This window comes from Paracoccus sulfuroxidans (genome assembly GCF_007830335.1).
GTDB lineage: Bacteria > Pseudomonadota > Alphaproteobacteria > Rhodobacterales > Rhodobacteraceae > Paracoccus > Paracoccus sulfuroxidans.
In genome coordinates this window covers 24,541-43,189 of the sequence record NZ_VLKU01000018.1, presented here as the reverse complement: position 1 = coordinate 43,189, position 18,649 = coordinate 24,541, and the positions used below count along the sequence as shown (strand labels likewise).

At 65.5% G+C, this 18,649-nt stretch carries 17 protein-coding genes; 7 read left to right on the top strand and 10 right to left on the bottom strand.

The window, feature by feature from the left end; all coding sequences use genetic code 11:
* Positions 1-1,266: NAD-dependent succinate-semialdehyde dehydrogenase (locus IQ24_RS19775; protein WP_145400103.1), on the top strand; the 1,266-nt coding region annotated here is incomplete at its 5' end.
* A gap of 29 nt (positions 1,267-1,295) precedes the next feature.
* Here the strand turns inward: IQ24_RS19775 and IQ24_RS19770 are convergent.
* The 3 genes from IQ24_RS19770 to IQ24_RS19760 are packed head-to-tail and all read right to left on the bottom strand — an operon-like array spanning position 1,296 to position 2,234.
* The gene (locus IQ24_RS19770) at positions 1,296-1,682 is read right to left on the bottom strand and encodes a PIN domain-containing protein (protein ID WP_145400102.1); all 387 of its coding nucleotides are present in this window, start codon (positions 1,680-1,682) and stop codon (positions 1,296-1,298) included.
* Entirely contained in the window at positions 1,679-1,903 is a 225-nt protein-coding gene (locus IQ24_RS19765; RefSeq protein ID WP_145400101.1) for a type II toxin-antitoxin system PrlF family antitoxin, read from the bottom strand. The genes IQ24_RS19770 and IQ24_RS19765 overlap by 4 nt, the downstream gene beginning before the upstream one ends.
* A gap of 28 nt (positions 1,904-1,931) precedes the next feature.
* The gene (locus tag IQ24_RS19760; protein WP_145400100.1) at positions 1,932-2,234 is read right to left on the bottom strand and encodes a hypothetical protein; all 303 of its coding nucleotides are present in this window, start codon (positions 2,232-2,234) and stop codon (positions 1,932-1,934) included.
* On the opposite strand from IQ24_RS19760, the gene IQ24_RS19755 reads away from it, so the two are divergent.
* Positions 2,221-3,891: a formate--tetrahydrofolate ligase gene (locus IQ24_RS19755; protein WP_145400099.1), complete on the top strand. Its 1,671-nt coding sequence runs from the start codon at positions 2,221-2,223 to the stop codon at positions 3,889-3,891. The genes IQ24_RS19760 and IQ24_RS19755 overlap by 14 nt on opposite strands.
* Positions 3,892-3,957: 66 nt before the next feature.
* Here the strand turns inward: IQ24_RS19755 and IQ24_RS19750 are convergent, their stop codons facing one another.
* The 5 genes from IQ24_RS19750 to IQ24_RS19730 all read right to left on the bottom strand — a co-directional run bounded on the left by IQ24_RS19750 (position 3,958) and on the right by IQ24_RS19730 (position 8,140).
* Positions 3,958-4,527 (bottom strand): biotin transporter BioY, encoded by a 570-nt coding sequence (locus tag IQ24_RS19750; RefSeq protein WP_145400098.1) that lies wholly within the window; start codon positions 4,525-4,527, stop codon positions 3,958-3,960.
* A gap of 2 nt (positions 4,528-4,529) precedes the next feature.
* The gene (locus tag IQ24_RS19745; protein ID WP_145400097.1) at positions 4,530-5,150 is read right to left on the bottom strand and encodes a CbiQ family ECF transporter T component; all 621 of its coding nucleotides are present in this window, start codon (positions 5,148-5,150) and stop codon (positions 4,530-4,532) included.
* A complete protein-coding gene (locus IQ24_RS19740) occupies positions 5,125-5,850 on the bottom strand; it encodes an energy-coupling factor ABC transporter ATP-binding protein (protein WP_242008367.1) in 726 nt (241 codons plus the stop codon). The genes IQ24_RS19745 and IQ24_RS19740 overlap by 26 nt, the downstream gene beginning before the upstream one ends.
* A 141-nt stretch (positions 5,851-5,991) precedes the next feature.
* Positions 5,992-6,597, bottom strand: coding sequence for a tRNA-specific adenosine deaminase (locus IQ24_RS19735; RefSeq protein ID WP_145400095.1), 606 nt, complete (start codon positions 6,595-6,597; stop codon positions 5,992-5,994).
* A 70-nt stretch (positions 6,598-6,667) separates the two neighbouring features.
* Positions 6,668-8,140, bottom strand: a complete 1,473-nt coding sequence (locus IQ24_RS19730) for a nucleobase:cation symporter-2 family protein (RefSeq protein ID WP_145400094.1) — start codon at positions 8,138-8,140, stop codon at positions 6,668-6,670.
* A gap of 517 nt (positions 8,141-8,657) precedes the next feature.
* On the opposite strand from IQ24_RS19730, the gene IQ24_RS19725 reads away from it, so the two are divergent.
* The 4 genes from IQ24_RS19725 to IQ24_RS19710 all read left to right on the top strand — a co-directional run bounded on the left by IQ24_RS19725 (position 8,658) and on the right by IQ24_RS19710 (position 14,734).
* Positions 8,658-10,208 (top strand): phospholipase D family protein, encoded by a 1,551-nt coding sequence (locus IQ24_RS19725; protein WP_145400093.1) that lies wholly within the window; start codon positions 8,658-8,660, stop codon positions 10,206-10,208.
* A gap of 292 nt (positions 10,209-10,500) precedes the next feature.
* The gene (locus IQ24_RS19720) at positions 10,501-13,380 is read left to right on the top strand and encodes a LysM peptidoglycan-binding domain-containing protein (protein WP_145400092.1); all 2,880 of its coding nucleotides are present in this window, start codon (positions 10,501-10,503) and stop codon (positions 13,378-13,380) included.
* A gap of 8 nt (positions 13,381-13,388) precedes the next feature.
* On the top strand, positions 13,389-13,859 hold the full coding sequence (locus tag IQ24_RS19715; RefSeq protein WP_145400091.1) for a hypothetical protein: 471 nt from the start codon (positions 13,389-13,391) through the stop codon (positions 13,857-13,859).
* A 191-nt stretch (positions 13,860-14,050) separates the two neighbouring features.
* Positions 14,051-14,734, top strand: a complete 684-nt coding sequence (locus IQ24_RS19710; RefSeq protein ID WP_145400090.1) for a DUF1353 domain-containing protein — start codon at positions 14,051-14,053, stop codon at positions 14,732-14,734.
* A 368-nt stretch (positions 14,735-15,102) separates the two neighbouring features.
* Here the strand turns inward: IQ24_RS19710 and IQ24_RS19705 are convergent, their stop codons facing one another.
* Both IQ24_RS19705 and IQ24_RS19700 read right to left on the bottom strand, forming a co-directional pair.
* Entirely contained in the window at positions 15,103-16,188 is a 1,086-nt protein-coding gene (locus IQ24_RS19705) for a ParB/RepB/Spo0J family partition protein (protein WP_145400089.1), read from the bottom strand.
* Positions 16,185-17,489, bottom strand: a complete 1,305-nt coding sequence (locus IQ24_RS19700) for an AAA family ATPase (protein WP_145400088.1) — start codon at positions 17,487-17,489, stop codon at positions 16,185-16,187. The genes IQ24_RS19705 and IQ24_RS19700 overlap by 4 nt, the downstream gene beginning before the upstream one ends.
* A 458-nt stretch (positions 17,490-17,947) precedes the next feature.
* Here IQ24_RS19700 and IQ24_RS19695 point away from each other — a divergent pair, with 458 nt between their 5' ends.
* Positions 17,948-18,622: a DnaA N-terminal domain-containing protein gene (locus IQ24_RS19695; RefSeq protein WP_145400087.1), complete on the top strand. Its 675-nt coding sequence runs from the start codon at positions 17,948-17,950 to the stop codon at positions 18,620-18,622.
* Positions 18,623-18,649 lie beyond the last annotated feature (27 nt).

Sequence of the window (18,649 nt, the reverse complement as noted above, 5' to 3'; positions counted from 1 at the left end):
TGGTCCAAGCGCACCGCCAAGGACCGCGCCGAGATCCTGCGCGCCTGGTTCAACCTGATGATCCAGCACAAGGACGACCTTGGCCGCATCCTCACCGCCGAGCAGGGCAAGCCCCTGCCCGAGGCCGTGGGCGAGATCGCCTATGGCGCCAGCTTCATCGAATGGTTCGCCGAAGAGGCCCGCCGCATCTATGGCGAGACCATCCCCGGCCACCAGCCCGACAAGCGCATTCTGGTGATGAAGCAGCCGATCGGCGTCGTGGCCGCCATCACGCCCTGGAACTTCCCGAATGCAATGATCACCCGCAAGGCCGGACCGGCCTTTGCCGCCGGCTGCGCCATGGTGCTGAAACCGGCCTCGCAGACGCCGTTTTCGGCGATTGCGCTGGCGGTGCTGGCCGAGCGTGCGGGCCTGCCTGCGGGGCTTTTCAGCGTCATCACCGGCTCGGCCGCCCAGATCGGGGCCGAGATGACCGCGAACCCCGTGGTCCGCAAGCTGACCTTCACCGGCTCGACCGAGATCGGCGTTCAGCTTTACGCCCAAAGCGCCAAGACCATCAAGAAACTGGGGCTGGAACTGGGCGGCAACGCCCCGTTCATCGTCTTCGACGACGCCGATCTGGACGCGGCGGTCGAGGGCGCGCTGATCGCCAAATTCCGCAACAACGGCCAGACCTGCGTCTGCGCGAACCGCATCTATGTGCAGGACGGGGTCTATGACGCCTTCGCTGAAAAGCTGACGGCGGCGGTGGCGAAGCTGAAGACCGGCGACGGCTTTGCGGCAGGCGTGAACCTTGGCCCGCTGATCGATCAGGCGGCGGTCGAGAAGGTGAAAGAGCACGTGGCCGACGCGGTCTCGAAAGGCGCGAAAGTGGCACTCGGCGGCCAGCCGCATGAGCTGGGCGGGACCTTCTTTCAGGCGACCGTGCTGACCGGCGTCACGCCCGAGATGGCCGTCGCGCGCGAGGAAACCTTCGGCCCCATCGCGCCCCTCTTCCGCTTCACCGATGAGGCGGAGGTGATCGCTCAGGCCAATGACACCGAGTTCGGGCTGGCGTCCTATTTCTACGCCCGTGATCTGGCGCGGGTCTTCCGCGTCTCGGAGGCGCTGGAATACGGGATGGTGGGCGTGAACACCGGTCTGATCTCGACCGCCGAGGCGCCGTTCGGCGGCGTGAAGCTGTCGGGCCTTGGCCGCGAGGGCTCGCATTTCGGCATGGATGACTTCATCGAGTTGAAATACGTCTGTCTGGGCGGGGTCGCGTAAGACGCGAGGGCCCCGCTACAAGGCGGGGCCTAGCCCGAATGCGGCGTCATGCCCGCCTGACGGTCAAAGGTCACAACCGAGCGGCATCCGGCCCGGCGCGCACCCACGACGATCATCTGATCCAGAAAGCCGGGGCCGCCCTGCCGATAATGCTCGACCGCCTGCCCCACCATCTCGCGCGATTCGACGACCAGCTCGCGCGCGGCCAGAAGCCCGTCGATGGCCGCCGCAATCTCGGCCCGCGACAGGCGATAGTTGCGCTCGAGCACCTGCACCAGATCGACGATGACCTCGCGGCACAGATAGGCGGGCTGTTCAACGCTCAGCGAGGCGAAGAAGGCGACCGCCCGGGCCGATTGCGGCGGATCGTCCTGCACCAGAAACCGCAGCACGACATTGGTATCCAGCGCGATCATCGGCCGGGATCGCGCTTCAACGCCTCGATCGACAGCGGCGGGCGGCCATCGCGGCGCAGCATCCCCGCCAGTTCCGAGACCGGGCGCACGCGCATCAGCCGCACCTGCCCGTCCTCCATCACGACATAGCGCAGCCGGTCGCCCGGCCCCAGTTGCAACGCCTGCCGCACCGCCCGAGGCAGCGTCGTCTGACCCTTCGCGGTGATCGTGGATTCGGGCATGCATCCCCCTGCAATTTGCCGTTTCGCATTACACTGTGCCATAAAACAATGCGTTTTCAAGTTTTGCATTACCATTTTCCATGTTGCGGATTTCCGCCAACCGGAAGTCAGGAAAATCTTTCCATTTTCTTTGAAATTGCTTGAGAATCGGCAGATCCCCCTGTTTTTCATATGCTCTTCGTAAATACCCGATGGCGCGAAAAAGGCATCTCCCGGCCTCACACTTTCCTCTGGCAGAAATAAAAACTGCGAATGGGGCGATAAAATCTGGTGTTAGCTGATCGGGACAGCCATCGGAGCCCGGAGGTAGCCAGAAGATGCTTTCAGACATCGAAATCGCCCGTACTGCCAAGAAGCGCCCGATCACCGAGGTGGCGGCCAAGCTGGGGCTGGGGCCGGATGACATCCTGCCCTATGGCCATGACAAGGCGAAGATCACCCATGCCGCCGTCAGCCGCCTGGCTGATGCGCCGAAGGGGCGGCTGATCCTGGTGACCTCGATCAACCCGACCCCTGCGGGTGAGGGCAAGACCACCACCACCGTCGGTCTGGGCGATGCGCTGAACCGCATCGGCAAGCGCACGGTGATCTGTCTGCGCGAACCGAGCCTCGGGCCGAATTTCGGCATGAAGGGCGGCGCGGCGGGGGGCGGCTACGCGCAGGTCATTCCGATGGAGGACCTGAACCTGCATTTCACCGGCGATTTCCACGCCATCACCAGCGCGCACAACCTGCTGTCGGCGATGATCGACAACCACATCTACTGGGGCAATGAGTTGGGCATCGACACCCGCCGGATCACCTGGCGTCGGGTCATGGACATGAATGACCGGGCGCTGCGCGACATGGTTGTGTCGCTGGGCGGCCCCTCGAACGGCCTCCCGCGCGAGACGGGCTTTGACATCTCGGTCGCCTCCGAGGTCATGGCGATCTTCTGCCTGGCGACGAGCCTCGCCGATCTGCAGGCGCGGATTGCCCGCATTGTCATCGGCTATGACCGCAACAAACAGCCGATCACCGCCGCCGATCTGAAGGCCGACGGGGCAATGACGGCCCTGCTGCGCGACGCGTTCCAGCCGAACCTTGTCCAGACGATCGAGAACAACCCGGTGCTGGTCCATGGCGGCCCCTTCGCCAATATCGCCCATGGCTGCAACAGCGTCAGCGCCACGCGCACCGCGCTGGCCCTTGGCGAATATACCGTGACCGAGGCCGGTTTCGGGGCCGATCTGGGGGCCGAGAAGTTCCTCGACATCAAGTGCCGTCTGGCCGATCTGGCGCCCGAGGCGGTGGTCATCGTCGCCACCATCCGCGCGCTGAAGATGAACGGCGGGGTCGAGAAGACCGATCTTGACCGCGAGGATGTCGCGGCGCTGAAACGCGGCGGGGTCAATCTGGCGCGCCATATCTCGAACATGCAGAAATTCGGCCTGCCGGTCGTGGTGGCGATCAACCATTTCGTCAGTGACACCGATGCCGAGGTCGAGACGGTGCGCAGCCTTTGCGCCGATCTGGGGGTCGAGGCGATCCGCTGTACCCATTGGGCCGATGGCGGGGCCGGGGCCGAGGATCTGGCCCGCGCCGTCGTCGCGCTGGCCGACAAGGGCGAGGCCGATCTGCACCTGCTTTACGGCGACAACCAGCCCTTGTGGGAAAAGATCCAGACGATCTCGCGCAAGATCTATGGCGCGTCGCATGCCGATGCCCCGCCGGCGGTGCTCAATCAACTGAAGCGTTGGGAAGAGGCGGGGCATGGCGCCATGCCGATCTGCATGGCCAAGACCCAGTACAGCTTTTCCGCCGATCCGGCGATGCTGGGCGCGCCCTCGGGCCATGTGATCCCGGTGCGAGAGGTTCGGCTGGCCGCCGGGGCGGGCTTCGTGGTCGCCATCTGCGGCGACATCATGACCATGCCCGGCCTGCCGCGCCGCCCCACGGCCGAACGCATCGGCCTGACCCCCGAGGGCGAACTCGACGGGCTGTTCTGACCAGAAAAAATTTTTTTTTCAATAGCTTATGGAAACGCCGCGCCCGACAGCGCGGCGTTTCGCCCATTACAGGCGGCGGCCTGCCGTGGCGGGCCGGTACCAGCTGAGCGTCTGCGGGCGCGCGCGCACCAGCCCCTGCACCAGCATGCCGGTGATCGCCGCCTTCAGCAGATCGCCCGGGATAAAGACCATCATCAGCGCCGCCGATTCCATCAGCCCCTTGCCGGTGACCAGCGAAAATCCAAGGATGCCCGTGGCATAGATCACCAGAATGCCGCCGACGACCGAGGCGAGCGCGGCCAGCAGCCCGGCCGGGCGCAAAGGCAGCTTCTCGACGATCAGCCCGGTCACATAGGCGCCCAGCGGCCAGCCAAGCGCAAAGCCCGTGGTCGGCCCGGCGAAGACACCAAGGCCCCCGCGACCGCCCGACAGCAGCGGCAGGCCAAGTGCCACCAGCAGCAGCACCAGCGCCGCCGCTGCCGCGCCCTGCCGCGCGCCCAGAACCGCACCCGCCAGCATGACGCCCAGCGTCTGCGCGGTGATCGGCACACCAAAGCCCAGCGTGATCTGCGGGACATAGGCCAGCGCCGCGATCATCGCGGCAAAAAGCGCCACATGGGCCAGTTTTCGTTCCAAGTCTAATCCTCCTGTTCGGCGGGTTTCAGGGGGCCGCCGCGCGCGCGCAAAGCCTCTCCTACATGGTCGGCGTCGTCCAGTGCCTGCATCATCAGGGGCAGCACCAGCCGCCAGCCGGGCCTGCGCGCGGCCCGCGCGCGCCAGGCCAGCGCCAGCGCATCAGCCCGCGCGATCAGCACCGGGGTGAAGCGGATGGTCAGGGGAATCGCGGTCTCCAGCAGATGCGTCGGCAGGCCCAGCCGCCGGAACGGCGTCAGCAGCCAGCGCATCACCCCCATCATCCCCTGAAGCGAGGTCGTCATGGTCACCAGATTGGCCAGCCCCACCAGCAGAACCATCCGCATCGAGATCATCAGCCCCATCCGCAGATCCCGCGTGAACAGATGCCAGACCAGCATGAGGACGACGAAGGGCAGGACCAGCCGCAGCGCCCGTGCGCCCGCGCGCAGAAACGCCCGCCCCGGCAGGGCATAGGCCAGAGCCAGCGCCGCCAGCAGCCCGGCCATGACCCATGGATCATCGGTCAGAAACACCGCCGTCGAGGCCAGACACAGCCCCGCAAGCTTCAGCCCGGCAGGCCAGTCATGGGCGCGGGTCCTATGCGGAGATGTCAGCGAGATCATCCTGATCCCCCAATCGCATCATCTCGGCGGTGAATTCGGGCAGCAGCACGGCGGGCGGGCCTTCGGCGATGATGCGCCCCTGCTCCAGCCAGTAAAGCTGGTCATAGCCCGCCAGATCGGCCGGGTCATGCGAGATGTGAAACAGCCGCGCGCCCGAGCGGTCCAGATGCCGCGCGAGTTGCCGCTTGGTCGGAATGTCGAGGCCCGCAAAAGGCTCGTCCAGAATCAGCAGGCGCGGCTGCATCGCCAGAACGGCCATCATGCAGACCAGATGTTTCTGCCCCTGCGACAGGGCCGAAACCGGCGCGTCCAGCCAATGCGCGCGGTCGAATCGCAACAGCGTCGCGCGGGTCTGCTCCTGCGCCTCAGCCGCCGTTGCGCCCAGCTGGCGCAGGCCGAAGGCAATCTCTTCGCCGACGGTCGGGAAAATGATCTGATGCTCGGGGTTCTGGAACAGGATACCCACGGTGCGCAAGGCGGCGCGGCGGTCGGCATAAACATCGACGCCCTCGATCCGCACCGTCCCCGAGGCCGGTTTCAACAGCCCCGCCATCAGCCGCGACAGCGTGCTTTTGCCCGAGCCGTTGCGGCCCACGACCCCGATTTTCTGCGCGCCCGAATGCAGCGTGATCCCGCTGAGGATCGCCTGACCCCCCGCCTCATAGCCAAGCCCATCCAGCCGGACCGGATCCTCTGCCAAATTCGTCTCCCCCTCGGCCACACGCCCGCAGCGCCGCCGCTTATAGACGAGAGAGCGGCCCATGCTCAACGGTTGGGGGAAAATGCCAGCGGGACCGGAATCCTTCGACGCCGGTCCCGCCAATCCTTTGGACGCCCCGCCTTAGTTCAGCGGAATGGCATTGTCCTGCTTGGTCGCCTGATAGGTCGCCGAAAGCTCATCATATTTGCGGCTGATGGCGGCGGCGCGGTCCTTGAAGGCGCTGCGCTGCGGCTCGGGCTGGGCGTCGATCATCGCGTGGATCGAGCGGCCGGTCCAGAAGGCGTTCTTGCGGTTGTAGCCGCCGGGCTCCAGCGTGAAGACCTCTTTCAGGATCTTCAGGTCATGCGGAATGGCGAAAGCGTCGCGCGAATCCTCATGGCTGAAGAAGTAATAGAAGTTGTCAAAGCCCGACCAGGTGATCGCCGACAGGCACATCGAGCAGGGCTCATGCGTCGACAGAAACACCAGATCGCGGGTGTCCGGGCGGCCCTCGGCGGGCATTTCATAGAAGCGCTTCAGCGTGTGCACTTCGCCATGCCACAGCGGGTTCTCGATCTCGTTGTTGGTCTCGACCAGAACCGGGGTCAGGTCCGATTTGCGCAGCAAGGCCGCGCCGAAGATCTTGCTTCCACCGGCCACGCCCGCCTCGGTCTTGGGGATGACCCCGGTTTCCATGGTGGTCAGCAGGGCGTCCAGCAGACGCGCATCATCAGTTTGAGAGGTCATGTTGGTATCCTTGAAGGTTGGCCCCGGCCCCGTGGGCCACAGCCAGACGGGACCGGACAGGGTGGCTGGCTTAGTGATGCGCGGGCATCACCATCGGCACTTCCTCACCCTTCGAGTTGTAAAGCTTGCCGTTCAGGAAGAAGTCGCCCTCTTCAAGGTTCGAGATGTCCTGATACCTGATCGTGCGTTCCGCCGCTTCGGCAAACACCGATTGCTGGTCCGAGTTGCCCGCCCGGAAGTGGTTGAACAGCAGGTTCAGCACAATCGCCATCAGCGCAGACGAGCTGATGCCCGAATGGAAGATGGTCTCGACCCAGGACGGGAAGTGATCGTAGAACTTCGGCGCGGCAATCGGGATCATCCCGAAGCCGATCGAGGTCGCCACGATGATCAGGTTCATGTTGTTGGCGTAATCGACCTTCGAGAGCGTGCGGATGCCGCTGGCCGCGACCGTGCCGAACAGCACGATGCCAGCACCACCCAGAACCGGGCTGGGCACGGCGGCGATGACGCGGCCCATGACCGGCAGCAGGCCAAGCGCGATCAGGAACAGACCGCCGGTGGCCACCACGAAGCGGCTTTTGATGCCGGTGATCGCGACCAGACCGACGTTCTGGGCGAACGCGCTTTGCGTGAACGAGCCGAAGATCGGCGCCAGCACGCTGGAGATCATGTCGGCGCGCAGACCGTCACCCAGACGGCGCGAGTCGACCTTGGTCTCGACGATCTCGCCCACGGCCAGGATATCGGCCGAGGTCTCGACCAGCGTCACGATGATCACGATGAACATCGAGATGATGGCGGCCAGCTGGAAGGTCGGATAGCCGAAGTGGAAGATCTGCGGCAGCGAGAACATCGGACCGTTCGGCACCTGCGAAAAGTCGGTCATCCCGGCGGCATAGGCGATCAGCGTGCCGATCACCAACGCGAGCAGGATCGACAGGCGCGAGATGGCGGCGTTGCCCAGCTTGCTCAGCAGCAGCACGATGGCCAGCGTCAGACCAGCCAGCAGGACATTCGGCACGCTGCCGAAATCCGGGGCCTTGCTGTTGCCGCCCATCGCCCACATGGCCGCCACGGGCATCAGCGTCAGGCCGATGGTGGTGATGACGATGCCGGTGACCAGCGGCGGGAAATAGCGTGTGACGCGCGAAAAGATCGGCGTGATGATCAACCCGATCAGCGAGGCCGCCATGACTGCGCCCAGCACGGCCTCGATCCCGCCATTGCCCGAGATCGCGATCATCGTCGCGACGCCGGCGAAGGACACGCCCTGCACCAGCGGCAGTTTGCAGCCAAAGAACGGCAGGCCCAGCGTCTGAAGAAGGGTGGCCATGCCGCCCGCAAACAGCGATGCCGTGATCAAAAGGCCGATGTCGGAGGTGCTGAGGCCGGCGGCCTGCCCGACGATCAGCGGCACGGCGACGATGCCACCGTACATGGTCAGAACGTGTTGAAGTCCGTAGGCCATGTTGGCCCAAAGGCCCAGCATCTCGTCCTCGGGACGACCGCTGGCGGGTGTTTGCGTCACTGCGTCTGCCAAACTGAACTCTCCTCCTCAGAATTTCGCGCACCGCCTTGGAAGATCGCCGGGGTTCGACGGAACGGGTGGGGCGGGGTCGTGCGCGCGGCTGTGTTGGCGCCTGTCACAGCGGGCGGCCTTCGCATCTGGCGCACGCGCGGCCGAAAGACCCCGCGCGTCGGGAAACAATCCACAGAGGAACCAGACAGGTTTTGGCCATATGAGCAGGCGATAAGATGGATCCTGACCTCCAACTTCGGATACCGCCTCCCCATTAACAAAGAATTCTGGAATTCTTTTTCAATAAATCCGCAAAGGTGAACTCGCATGCGGGCCGGTGGTCGGACCTTGCCTTTCCGGCGCTGTTCTGCCTGCTGGGGACAAGGTGCCTTTGCCTTCAGGATAGGCACGGCAGGGGCTTCTAGGCAACATCGAAGGATCGAAGTAGCATCGCCCGGTCACAGGCGAACCGCCCGACCTTGTCTGCCACCCGGTTAGTCGAAGATGTCTGTGCCAGCAAGTCGGACAAGAGGTTGAGATGTTGAAGCGGATCGCGATTTTCCTTCTGGGCCTTGTGCTGGTGGTGGCGCTGGCAATCCTGATCGGGCGCTGGCTGTTTCCGCTGCCCGACATCTCGGGCCGTCCGCCGCAGGCCGCGCTGCCCGCCGATCCCGCGACCCGGCTGGGCCAGCGCGTCGTGCCCGATCTGGAAGGGCATGAGGGGCAAAGCGGCGTCATCCCGCTGGCCGGAGGCCATGACGCGCTTGGCAGCCGCCTTGCGCTGGCCGCGACCGCCGACCGCTCGATCGACGCGCAATATTACATCTGGCACGACGACACCTCGGGGCGGCTGCTGCTGAAGGCGCTTTACGATGCCGCCGCGCGCGGGGTCCGGGTGCGGCTGCTTCTGGACGACAACGGCGTGCCGGGGCTCGACTCGGTCATGGCCGCGCTGAACGCGCAAGAGAATTTCGAGATCCGGCTCTTCAACCCCTCGACCATCCGCAAGCCGAAGCTGGCGGGCTATGCGCTGGATTTCATGCGGATGAACCGGCGCATGCACAACAAATCCTTCATCGTCGACGGTCAGGCGGCGATCATCGGCGGGCGCAACATCGGGGACGAATATTTCCGCGTGGGCGATGCCAACTATTACCTCGACATGGATGTGCTGGCGATCGGCGATGTGGTGGGCAAGACCGCGACCATCTTCGACGCCTATTGGAACAGCGCCTCGGTCTTTGCGGTCGATCAGATCATTCCCGGTCAGGGCGATCTCAAGGCATTTCTGGCCGATGTCGCCGAAACCGAAGCCAGCGAGACCGCGAAAACCCTGCTGGGCCAGCTGGAATCCAGCGCCACCCGCTTTCACAATGGCGCCGTCCGCCCCGAATTCACCCGCGTCGAGGTGATCGCCGACGATCCGGTCAAGGGGCTGGGCAAGGCCACGCCTGACCAGCTGATGATCACCCAGCTCTCCGCGATTCTGGGCAATATCCAAAGCGGCGTCGATGTGGTCTCGGCCTATTTCGTGCCGGGTCCGCGCGGCACGCAGATGTTCGGCGATCTGGCGCGGGCAGGAAAGCGCGTGCGCATCCTGACCAATGCGATGAACACCACCGACGTGCTGGTCGTGCACGCGGGCTATACCAAATACCGCCGCGACCTGCTGAAATCCGGCGTCTCGCTTTACGAATTGAAGCTGCGCGCGCAAGAGCCTCCGGGCCGGGAAGAGCTGCGCCCGCTGGGGCTTTCGGGCGCCGCGCTGCATGCCAAGACCTTCTCGGTCGATGACAGCCGCGTCTTCATCGGCTCGTTCAACTTCGATCCGCGCTCGATCTTTCTCAACTGCGAGATGGGGTTCATCATCGACAGCCCCAGCATGGCGCGCCGCGTCTCGGAAGGGTTCGACGGGCCGCTGAACTCGGCCTCCTATCAGCCGGTGCTGACGCTCGACGGCCAGATGGCCTGGACCGAGGCGCTGCCCGACGGCAAGCTCGGCATCTATCAGCAGGAACCCGGGGCCAGCTGGTACAAGCAATTCGCCATCGTCCTGATCGGCCTTCTGCCGGTCGAGTGGCTGCTTTAGCGCCAGCCCCGCCACCACCCGCAATCCTTGCGTGCGGCACGCCATTTCCGCACACGTCCAAGGCCGCCTGACGGTGGAATTTTGCCTGTCCGATCAGCTATTTGCGCGAATTTTCGCCGAAGGCTGGGCCTCGGCGTCTTCACGCTTCCGCTGACAGGAATCCGTCGCAAACTCTTGCTTATCTGGCTGCAGCCCTTCGCCCTGTCCGCAGCGTTCCGACCGCTGGCAAGGCCGGTGCTTGTGCCCCCTCCGCCGTGCCCCACCGGCCACGCGTAACGACAGGACCGCCGCCATGCTTCTTGACGGAACCACCTCCGCCCGTCCCCGCCCGCCCGAGCCTCCGGTCACCGTGCCGCCCGTCCCCCGCGCGCCCACCGGCAGCAGTTCGGGCAGCTCCTCAGGCGGCTCGACCGGCAGCGCGCCCTCGGACCCCGACCGTGGCAGCGGCTCGGGCCTTGGCGAAACCGTCACCGGCATCCGCGACGGGCTGGTCATCAAGGACGGCATCCAGAAGCTGAACGGCGCGGGCGACTCGGCCTATCTGCGCATCACCCCCGAAGTTTCGGCGCAGGGGAACTGGCGCGGGCTGATGGTCGGCGGCAAGGGCCAGCTTGGCGCGGATCTGCGCGTGACCCAGAACGGCGAAGGCGCGGACGCCACCTATACCGTGCGCTATGACAAACAGGCGCTGGCCGCGCTTTCGGCCGAGGCCGGGTCGGAAACGCTGGGCAAGGGCGGGAAGGGTGCCGCCGGGCGCGGCGGCCCCGAGGCGACGCTGAAGGCCGATGCGGGCGTGCAGACCTTCGACGCCATCGAGATGACTTTCAACAGCAAGGAAGAGGCGACCCGCGCCGCCGAAACCCTGCAACGCCTGCATCTGGCCGATGCCGCCAGCGACAGCGCCGATATGGCCATCGCCAGCCTCGGGCCAACCGGGCTGCCCTTGAAGATCGCCAAGGACACGCTGTCGGGCGGGGGCGACAACCCGCTGGCGAACCCGATGAACAAGGACGGCGCGCCGGGCCGCATCTCGCAGCGGCTGGCGGGTGTCAGCGACGCCGACATGTCCTTCCTGCGCGATCACGTCAGCGCCTATGAGACGACCATCGGCTCTCGCGCCAGTCTGGCCGCCGACATCAAAAGCGACATGAAATACCTGACCCTCTCGGGCGAGGGGCGGCTTGAAGGCACGCAGCGCATCACCCGCCGGGTCGAGATGCCGACCGATGACAAGGATGGCAGCGTCACCTATCGCCTGCAGGGCGGGCTGCGCGCCACCGGGCGCGAGAACATGCAGCAGGGCTTCAACATCAACGGCCTGCCGGTCGAGCCGAAGCTGGCGAACCGCTTCGATCTGGCCGGCACCACGGGCGAGATCAGCCTGCGCTACCGCCTGCCGAAGGGGCAGGACGTCACCACCTCGGCGGGCGGGCGACCGATCCCCGAGGCGCAGTCGCTGTCCGGCACCGGGAATATGCAGCTCGACTCGGTCTCGCTTCGCACGCAGGTCGACTGGCGCGACCAGAGCCTGGCCGACCCCTCGCGCGCCGATATGCAGCGCCGCACCGCCACCGTCACCTTCAACGACCCCGACAAGATCGGCGCGGCAGCGGGCCAGTTCTTCGACGGCGATTTTCAGGGGGCCGCGCGCACGGCGGGCACGCAGGTAGAACTGGAAGCGCAAGACATCAACCGCAGCGGCAACACGACGCAAGGCGGGCTGAAGCTGAAAGGCGGCGTGGCCGAGGCCGAGGTCTCGCTGACCTTCGAGGCGGGTCTGGACGACGTCACCACCACCCGCAGCCTGAAGCTGGGCACGCCTGCCGCCCCCGCCGATCCGGAACCCACCGATCCGCCCACCCGGACGCAGACCCGCATCCCCCCTGCCCCGGAAGATGACGGCCAGACCCTCGCCGTCCTTCCGACCGAGGGCGCGCGCCTGCGTGACGGCCCCGACGGCACCCCCGTCGGCATCGTCCAAAACGGCACCTTCCTGCGCGATCAGGGCGGACGTCAGACCGATGCCGCGGGCCAGAACTGGATCGAGGTCAGCGGCACCGATCAGCAAGACCAGCCGGTCAAGGGCTGGGTCCGCGCCGATCTGGTCACGGCCCACAGCAGCGCAACCGGGGCCATGGACGCCTCGGGCCGGACCAATCCGACGCTGGAATACCAGCGCCATGACGCGCTGACGGTTCAGACCGACGACAACCTGTGGAACATCGCGCAGCAGCACGGGCTGGACCCGCAGCAGGTGATTGCGCTCAACAACGCGCATCTGCGCAACCCCTCGCTGATCTTCAAGGGCGACACGGTCTATCTGCCGGGCACCGCGCGCGGCCCCAAACCCGAGGTGGTCGAGGTCCCTGCCCCGCCCAAGCCGGACGACCCCGCGACCTCTGGCCCGTCTACCTCTGGCCCCGCCCCGGATCGCCCGACCGGCAGCGCACCCGAGCCCGAACCCGGCGACCAACAGCCCCCTGCCCCGACCACGCCGCCCCCCGGTCGCCCCGATCTGAACCAGATCCTGACCGACTATCAGGTCAAGGAAGACGAGATGACGGATTACACGCCGGATCTCGGCTTCATTCCCATCGACATCCCCTTCGTGGGCAGCAAGAAGATGACCCGGACCGAGGCCGATATTCTGGACGAACTCGGCGACGGTCGCGGGCTGAATGGGCTCCGGGAATTCCAGTCGATCAGCTCGAACGACCCCAAGGACCCCGGCAAGGCCTATGCCACCGCGAATGAGAAGTTCCCCCTGCTCGATGGCGATGGCAACCCGGTCAAGGGCGGCGAGGACGGCCATAACGACGCCTTCCGCCACGCCTATTGGAACGCGCTGATGACCGACCGCTTCGGCGAGGATTTCGCCAGCGCCATGGGCACCGCCCATGAAGGCGTGCCCGGCAACCCCGGCGCGCGTGAGGCGATGGACCTTTACAACAATGAGGTCGGACGCCGCATCGCGCGCGAGAACCCCGACGCCAGCGACAGCGAACTGGCCGACAAGGTGGCCGAGGCCGTGACGAATGGCGAGATGGTGGTGATCGGTGCCGACGGCAATCTGACCTGGTCCGATCAGGTCGGGGTCGGCCAGACCGGCGATGCGAAGCCCGACGTCCTGCCCGGCGACAAGACGCCGCCCGATTACAGCAAATCCTCATGAGGCCCGGCATGACCCTTCGCGCCCTTGCCATTACCATCGGCCTTGCCGCAACCCTTACCCAGACCGCCATCGGGGACGAACAGAAGATGACCGCTGACTATGGCGTCGCACATGACGCACCGCTTCGCACCAAGATCGAGAGCTTCGGCCAGACCGCCCAGACCGGCGCGCGGCTAGAGCTCGCCTCGCTGACCGATTTCCCCTGGGACAAGGTGATCCCGGTGCAAAGCTCTGCCCCGCTGGAGCTTTACGCCAAGCTGACCGGCAGCAGCGACTGGCTGACGACCGAACGTGGGCAGGCCGTCAGCGACGAATCCGTCATGCTGGTCTTCATGGATCAGGACCGGGTCGTCGCCGCCCCGGTGATCGCGCCGCCGATCTGGATCATGGGCGCGGACCCCGTCCCGCATGGGCGCGAGGCCGCGCTGGTTGTGACCTCCCCCGGCCCCGGCAGCTATGCCCATCTGACGCTGGAATAGCCCCCCTGCCCTTCCGGGTCGCCGCGATCTGACCATGGCCCCCGCGGCGCCCGCCAAAGCCTTGCCAAAAAATCAGGTCGCCGCTGCGTCTTGGCGTTTCCGCCGCGCGCCGGAACGTGCTTTCCTGTCTGTGATACGGCCCTGCGATTGTTTGTCCTGTTCACAGCGTGATTTTGAAAGCGAGGCGCATCTTGCAAATTTTCACATCCTTCCGCGCGGCAATTCTGGCCGCTCTGGCCCTCTCCTCTTGCGGTCAGGTCGATTACAACGGGACCAAGCCCGGCGAGTTTCAGGGCAGCCTTTTCGTCATGTGGCTGGGCGAAGGCGGCTCCTCCGGGGACGGCGCGTTTTTGTTCGTCCCCGACCCCGACAACCGCCTGAGCTTCGACTGGCCCGATGAAAACGGCAAGATCCACACCATCCAGCCCGACATGATGTACACCGACGGCGGCTCGATCCCGAAGATCGGGCAGGTCTTCAACGGGTTCGGCCCCTGGGGCTACGCGCCCGCCTATATGGTCCATGACTGGCTTTACACCGCGCGCCATTGCCTGAGGGACGGCACGCCCACCCCCTCCGAACAGAAGGTGGCCGATATCACCTTCGAGCAATCGGCGGTCATTCTCGCCTCGGCCATCAAGACGCTGATCGACACGCGGCGCGTCAAGGAAGACGACTTTGCCCCGCAGGTCATCTCGAGCGCGGTCGCCGGGCCGATTGCGCGCAACAAATGGAATGAGGCAGGCGCCTGCGCGGGCCTGCGCATCCTCGAAAAGGACCGGCAGGCGGCCGAGGCCGGCATTCCCGGCTCCTCCACCGCGCTGAGGCGCGGCGGTGTCCGCCCCGCCACCGTTGTCGGTCAGTTCAGCTTCTAGGCTGGCGGGTTTGGATGATCTGGCCGGGCGTCGGCTGTGCCCGGTCAGATCATGTCCTTTTTTATCTCCCGGGGGCTTTGGGGTCCGAAATCGACCTTCTGCGACGGAAAATCCGCCTCTGACGGGCGCGAGTCCGGGCGGCTCATATCATCAGTTAATGCCCCAAATGATGATTACTTAGACATTGCCATTTTTCGCGGGTTTTCAGGCGTTTCGCTGTGTGGATGCCGTGCACGCCCTGCCCGCCTGACGCCGCGCCTGCCCGTCCGCACCGCCCAAATGCTGCACTGCAGCATAGCCTGCCGCCTCAGTGAAAAAGGGCGGGACACCCTGCCCCGCCCGTTCCACAACCTTCCCCGTGGGGAAGGTCAGTCAATCTGTTGCAACAGGTTGCGCACCGCCGCCTCCAGCTTGCGCCGGTCGATGGCCGAGAAGTCGCGATCCAGCCGGATCTCCAGCCGCCCGTTTGCGGCCGTGCATTTCGCCATCCCCTGCGGCCGCTGGACCTGAAAGGTCGTCTTGGCCTTGCCGGTCGGCGCGGGCGCCAGCGGTTCGGCCTTGGGCTTCACGGGCCCTGCCCCACCGGCAAAGCGGCGCAGCACATCCAGCTCATCCTTGACCGAGCGGTTGTCCCAGCCCGCCAGTTCGGCCCGGATCGCCGCTGGCAACCCGTCGACCTCCTCCATCCGCGCGACCAGCGACAGGCCAAGCGCGCGCGGGATCTCATGCGGGTAATCCAGATCGGCACCCAGCACCTCGACCAGCTTGATGAAGCTGCGGATATAGCTGCGCTTCTGATACCCGGCCGAGCGGAACAGCAGCGCCACCGCCTTCTCGGGGTCGTTCTCACCCGTCAGCGGGTCCATGGCATAATGCAGCGCCAGCTGCGCCATCTCGGCGAAAGAGATGTCCTTGCGCACCAGGTTCTCATCGACCATGCGGCGATACAGCGCCTCCAGCGCCTCGCCTCGCGCCGCGATGCCCGCCGGAATCTGCCCCCAGGCGTCCCGGTCCCCGGTCTCGGCCAGCAGCTGCTTATAGGCCGAGAGCCGCCGCCATCCCTGGATCAGCTCATAGCGGCCATCCTCGCGCGGCTCGACCTGGATCGGGTTCGACAGGCCCAGATCGCGGATCGAGGCAACCAGCTCACCCAACTCGGGATCGACGCCGGGGTTGCGGTCGCGCACCAGCTTTTCGGTGACGATGTCGTCCAGATCGATCAAATCGGTGATCAGCCCGGCTTTCTTCAGCCGCACATGCTCCTGCGCCAGCGCGTCGTTCTCGGCCCGGATATCAGCCTCAAGCTCGGCCCGATGGCGCGTGCTTTCCGCCGTCTCGGTGATCGCGGCGGCCATGGGGCCACGTCGCGCCGGGGCGGTCTTCCCCGCGGGGAAGGTTTCCGGCGCGTCCTCTTCCGGCATGTCGATGTCGAAAATGCGGCGCTTGCGGGTCATGCCTCATCCTCCAGCTTGTCCCAGGCGGCGACCAGATGAGTGCGGAACTCTTCATAGGCGCGGTCGAAAGTGCCGCGCGCCCGCCGCCAGGTGCCGCGCGTCATCTCGCGATAGTCGATCTCATAGACCGAGGACAGGAAGCGGCCCGACTGCTCGACCGCGCGGGTCAGCTCGATCGGGTGCTCGGCCATGCGGTCGCCGAAGACCTGCCGGAACGCGCCCAGCATGGCGGTGTGCAGCTCATTCGAGGGCTCGAACCGGGTCATCAGGAAGCGGACATCGGCGAAGGCCTTCGGCAGGACGATCTTCCCCGTGGGGAAGTTTTCGAACCCGTCCGAGAGATCGCCCAGAGCCTCGGCCAGCTGGCCGATGAAGCTGGTGGTCGAGTCGTATTCCCAATAGCCGGGGCCCGAGGGGATATAAAGGACGTCCGCCGCAAAGACCGCGTTCATCGACTGGTAGCCGATGGCGGGCGGGCAGTCGAAGATGATGACGTCATAGGCGTCATCCGGCAGCGCGTCGAGGAAGCGCGAGACCGCACCGAAGAAGGTCCATTCCGGGTTCAGGTGCCGGTACTGGGCGCTGGCGAACTCGACGAAGGCGGCGTTGGCGCAGCTGGGGATGATGTCGATGGTCGACCAGGCGGTGGTCTTGATGAAGTCCGAGGTCCGAAGCTGGCCCAGCCCCATGTCGCGGATCGAGGCGGGCAGCTTGCGCCGGGGCAGGGTGGTGCCGCTTTCCGCGCCGGTGACGGCGGCGTTCATCCGGTCGGTTTCACGCTCGAGGTCGCGGGCCATGATGCCCCAGACGGTGTGATCCTCACCCACATCCGAGAGGCCCATGGAATGGCTCAGCGTCGCCTGCGGATCGAAGTCGACGACCAGCACGCGGTAGCCGTCCAGCGCCGCCGCATGGGCGAAATGCAGCGCCACGGTCGACTTGCCCGCGCCGCCCTTGAAGTTCGCGATGGCCGCACGAATGGCGCGCTTGCCATCGGGGCGGGGCGGCATCAGCGACTTGCGGTTGACCTTGATGCGGCGGCGCAGCTCATTGATCTCATCGAGCGAGAACCAGCGCTGCCGCCCGTCCTCTTCAACTTCCCCGCCGGGAAGGTTTGGCTCGGCCGCCAGCTTCCCGCGGAAGGTCGACTGGTTCATGTTGAAGATCAGCTCGGCCACCTCCCAGGAAGAGAAGCGCCGCAGGGTCTTTTCATTCGAGGGGCTGAAGGTCTGCCGGCGGATCCAGCCCTGCATCTTCAGGGACTGCGCCTGCAACCGCGCCAGATCGGAATGCGTGAACATGTTGTGCCTGTACTGCTTATTATTGATGATCCAGATTTAGCAGATCGTAAATTTCCGGCAACTTCTGATTTACGCCTGATTTGCCTTTTGCCGGGATTTGCGTTCCAAATCGGGGGTCGGCTTCGCGAATCCAGGCCCGCTTGGGCGAATCGGTCAGCGCGGCTGTTGCGAGAGAGGCGACTGCAGCGCGCGCCTGTTTCGGGGACAGGACGGTCCGGGAAAGGGCGAATAGGGGGACATTCGGGCGCGATATGGGGACATACAGGGTGTCCCGCATAACCAATGATAACCGATTTTCAATCTGATCTGAGAACGGTCAAACCCGCCAATCCGCAACATGCTTGACAGAATCGGAATTCTGGACGCAAATTGGCAACAAGATCGGAAAAGCGTTGAGACCAGCCGCAGAGCTGCCAGCGCAACAAGAATATCCGGTCAGACAAGAGCGGGCAGATACCATGCAGATCCTGAAGCCGGTCGGCCGTGAGGCCGCATCGAAGAAATACGATCTTCTTTCGGCGATGATGGCACATGCGTTGGCGGGTGACAAACATCGCCAGCGGCTGGTTCTGCGGCTGATGGCGCTGATCACCACACGCTACAACTGGGCTCGGGATGAGCTGTCGATCGGGCAGAGAGAAATCGCGAGGCTCTGGTCCGTCGATGAGCGGACCGTCAAGCGCGAGATGGCGAAGCTGCGGGGCTTGGGCTGGCTGGATCAGAAGCACGCAGGCGCGCGGGGCAGGGTGGCGACCTATTCGCTGGGCATCGACCGGCTGCTGCTGGACACAAGGCCCGAATGGGCGCTGATTGGCCCGGATTTCGTGGAACGCCTGTCCGGCACGCCTGCCGCGCCCGAAAGCACCGTCGTGCCCTTCCAACGCCCGCAGAGCTTCACGCCCGAGGGGCTGTGGGGCAGGGCGCAGATGCAGCTTTCGACCGAGGACCCGCCGACCTTCGGGGCCTGGTTCGCGCCGCTGACCGAGATCGGGGTGGCGCAGGGGCGGCTGGAACTGCTGGCCCCGACGCGCTTTCACGCGGCCTATGTGATGACCCATTTCGGCGAGCGGCTGCGGATGGCCGCGCGCCGCGCCGATCCCTCGATCCGCGATGTGCAGGTGACGGCGGTCTGAGGCGCGAAACGGTTCCGCACCCCAGCA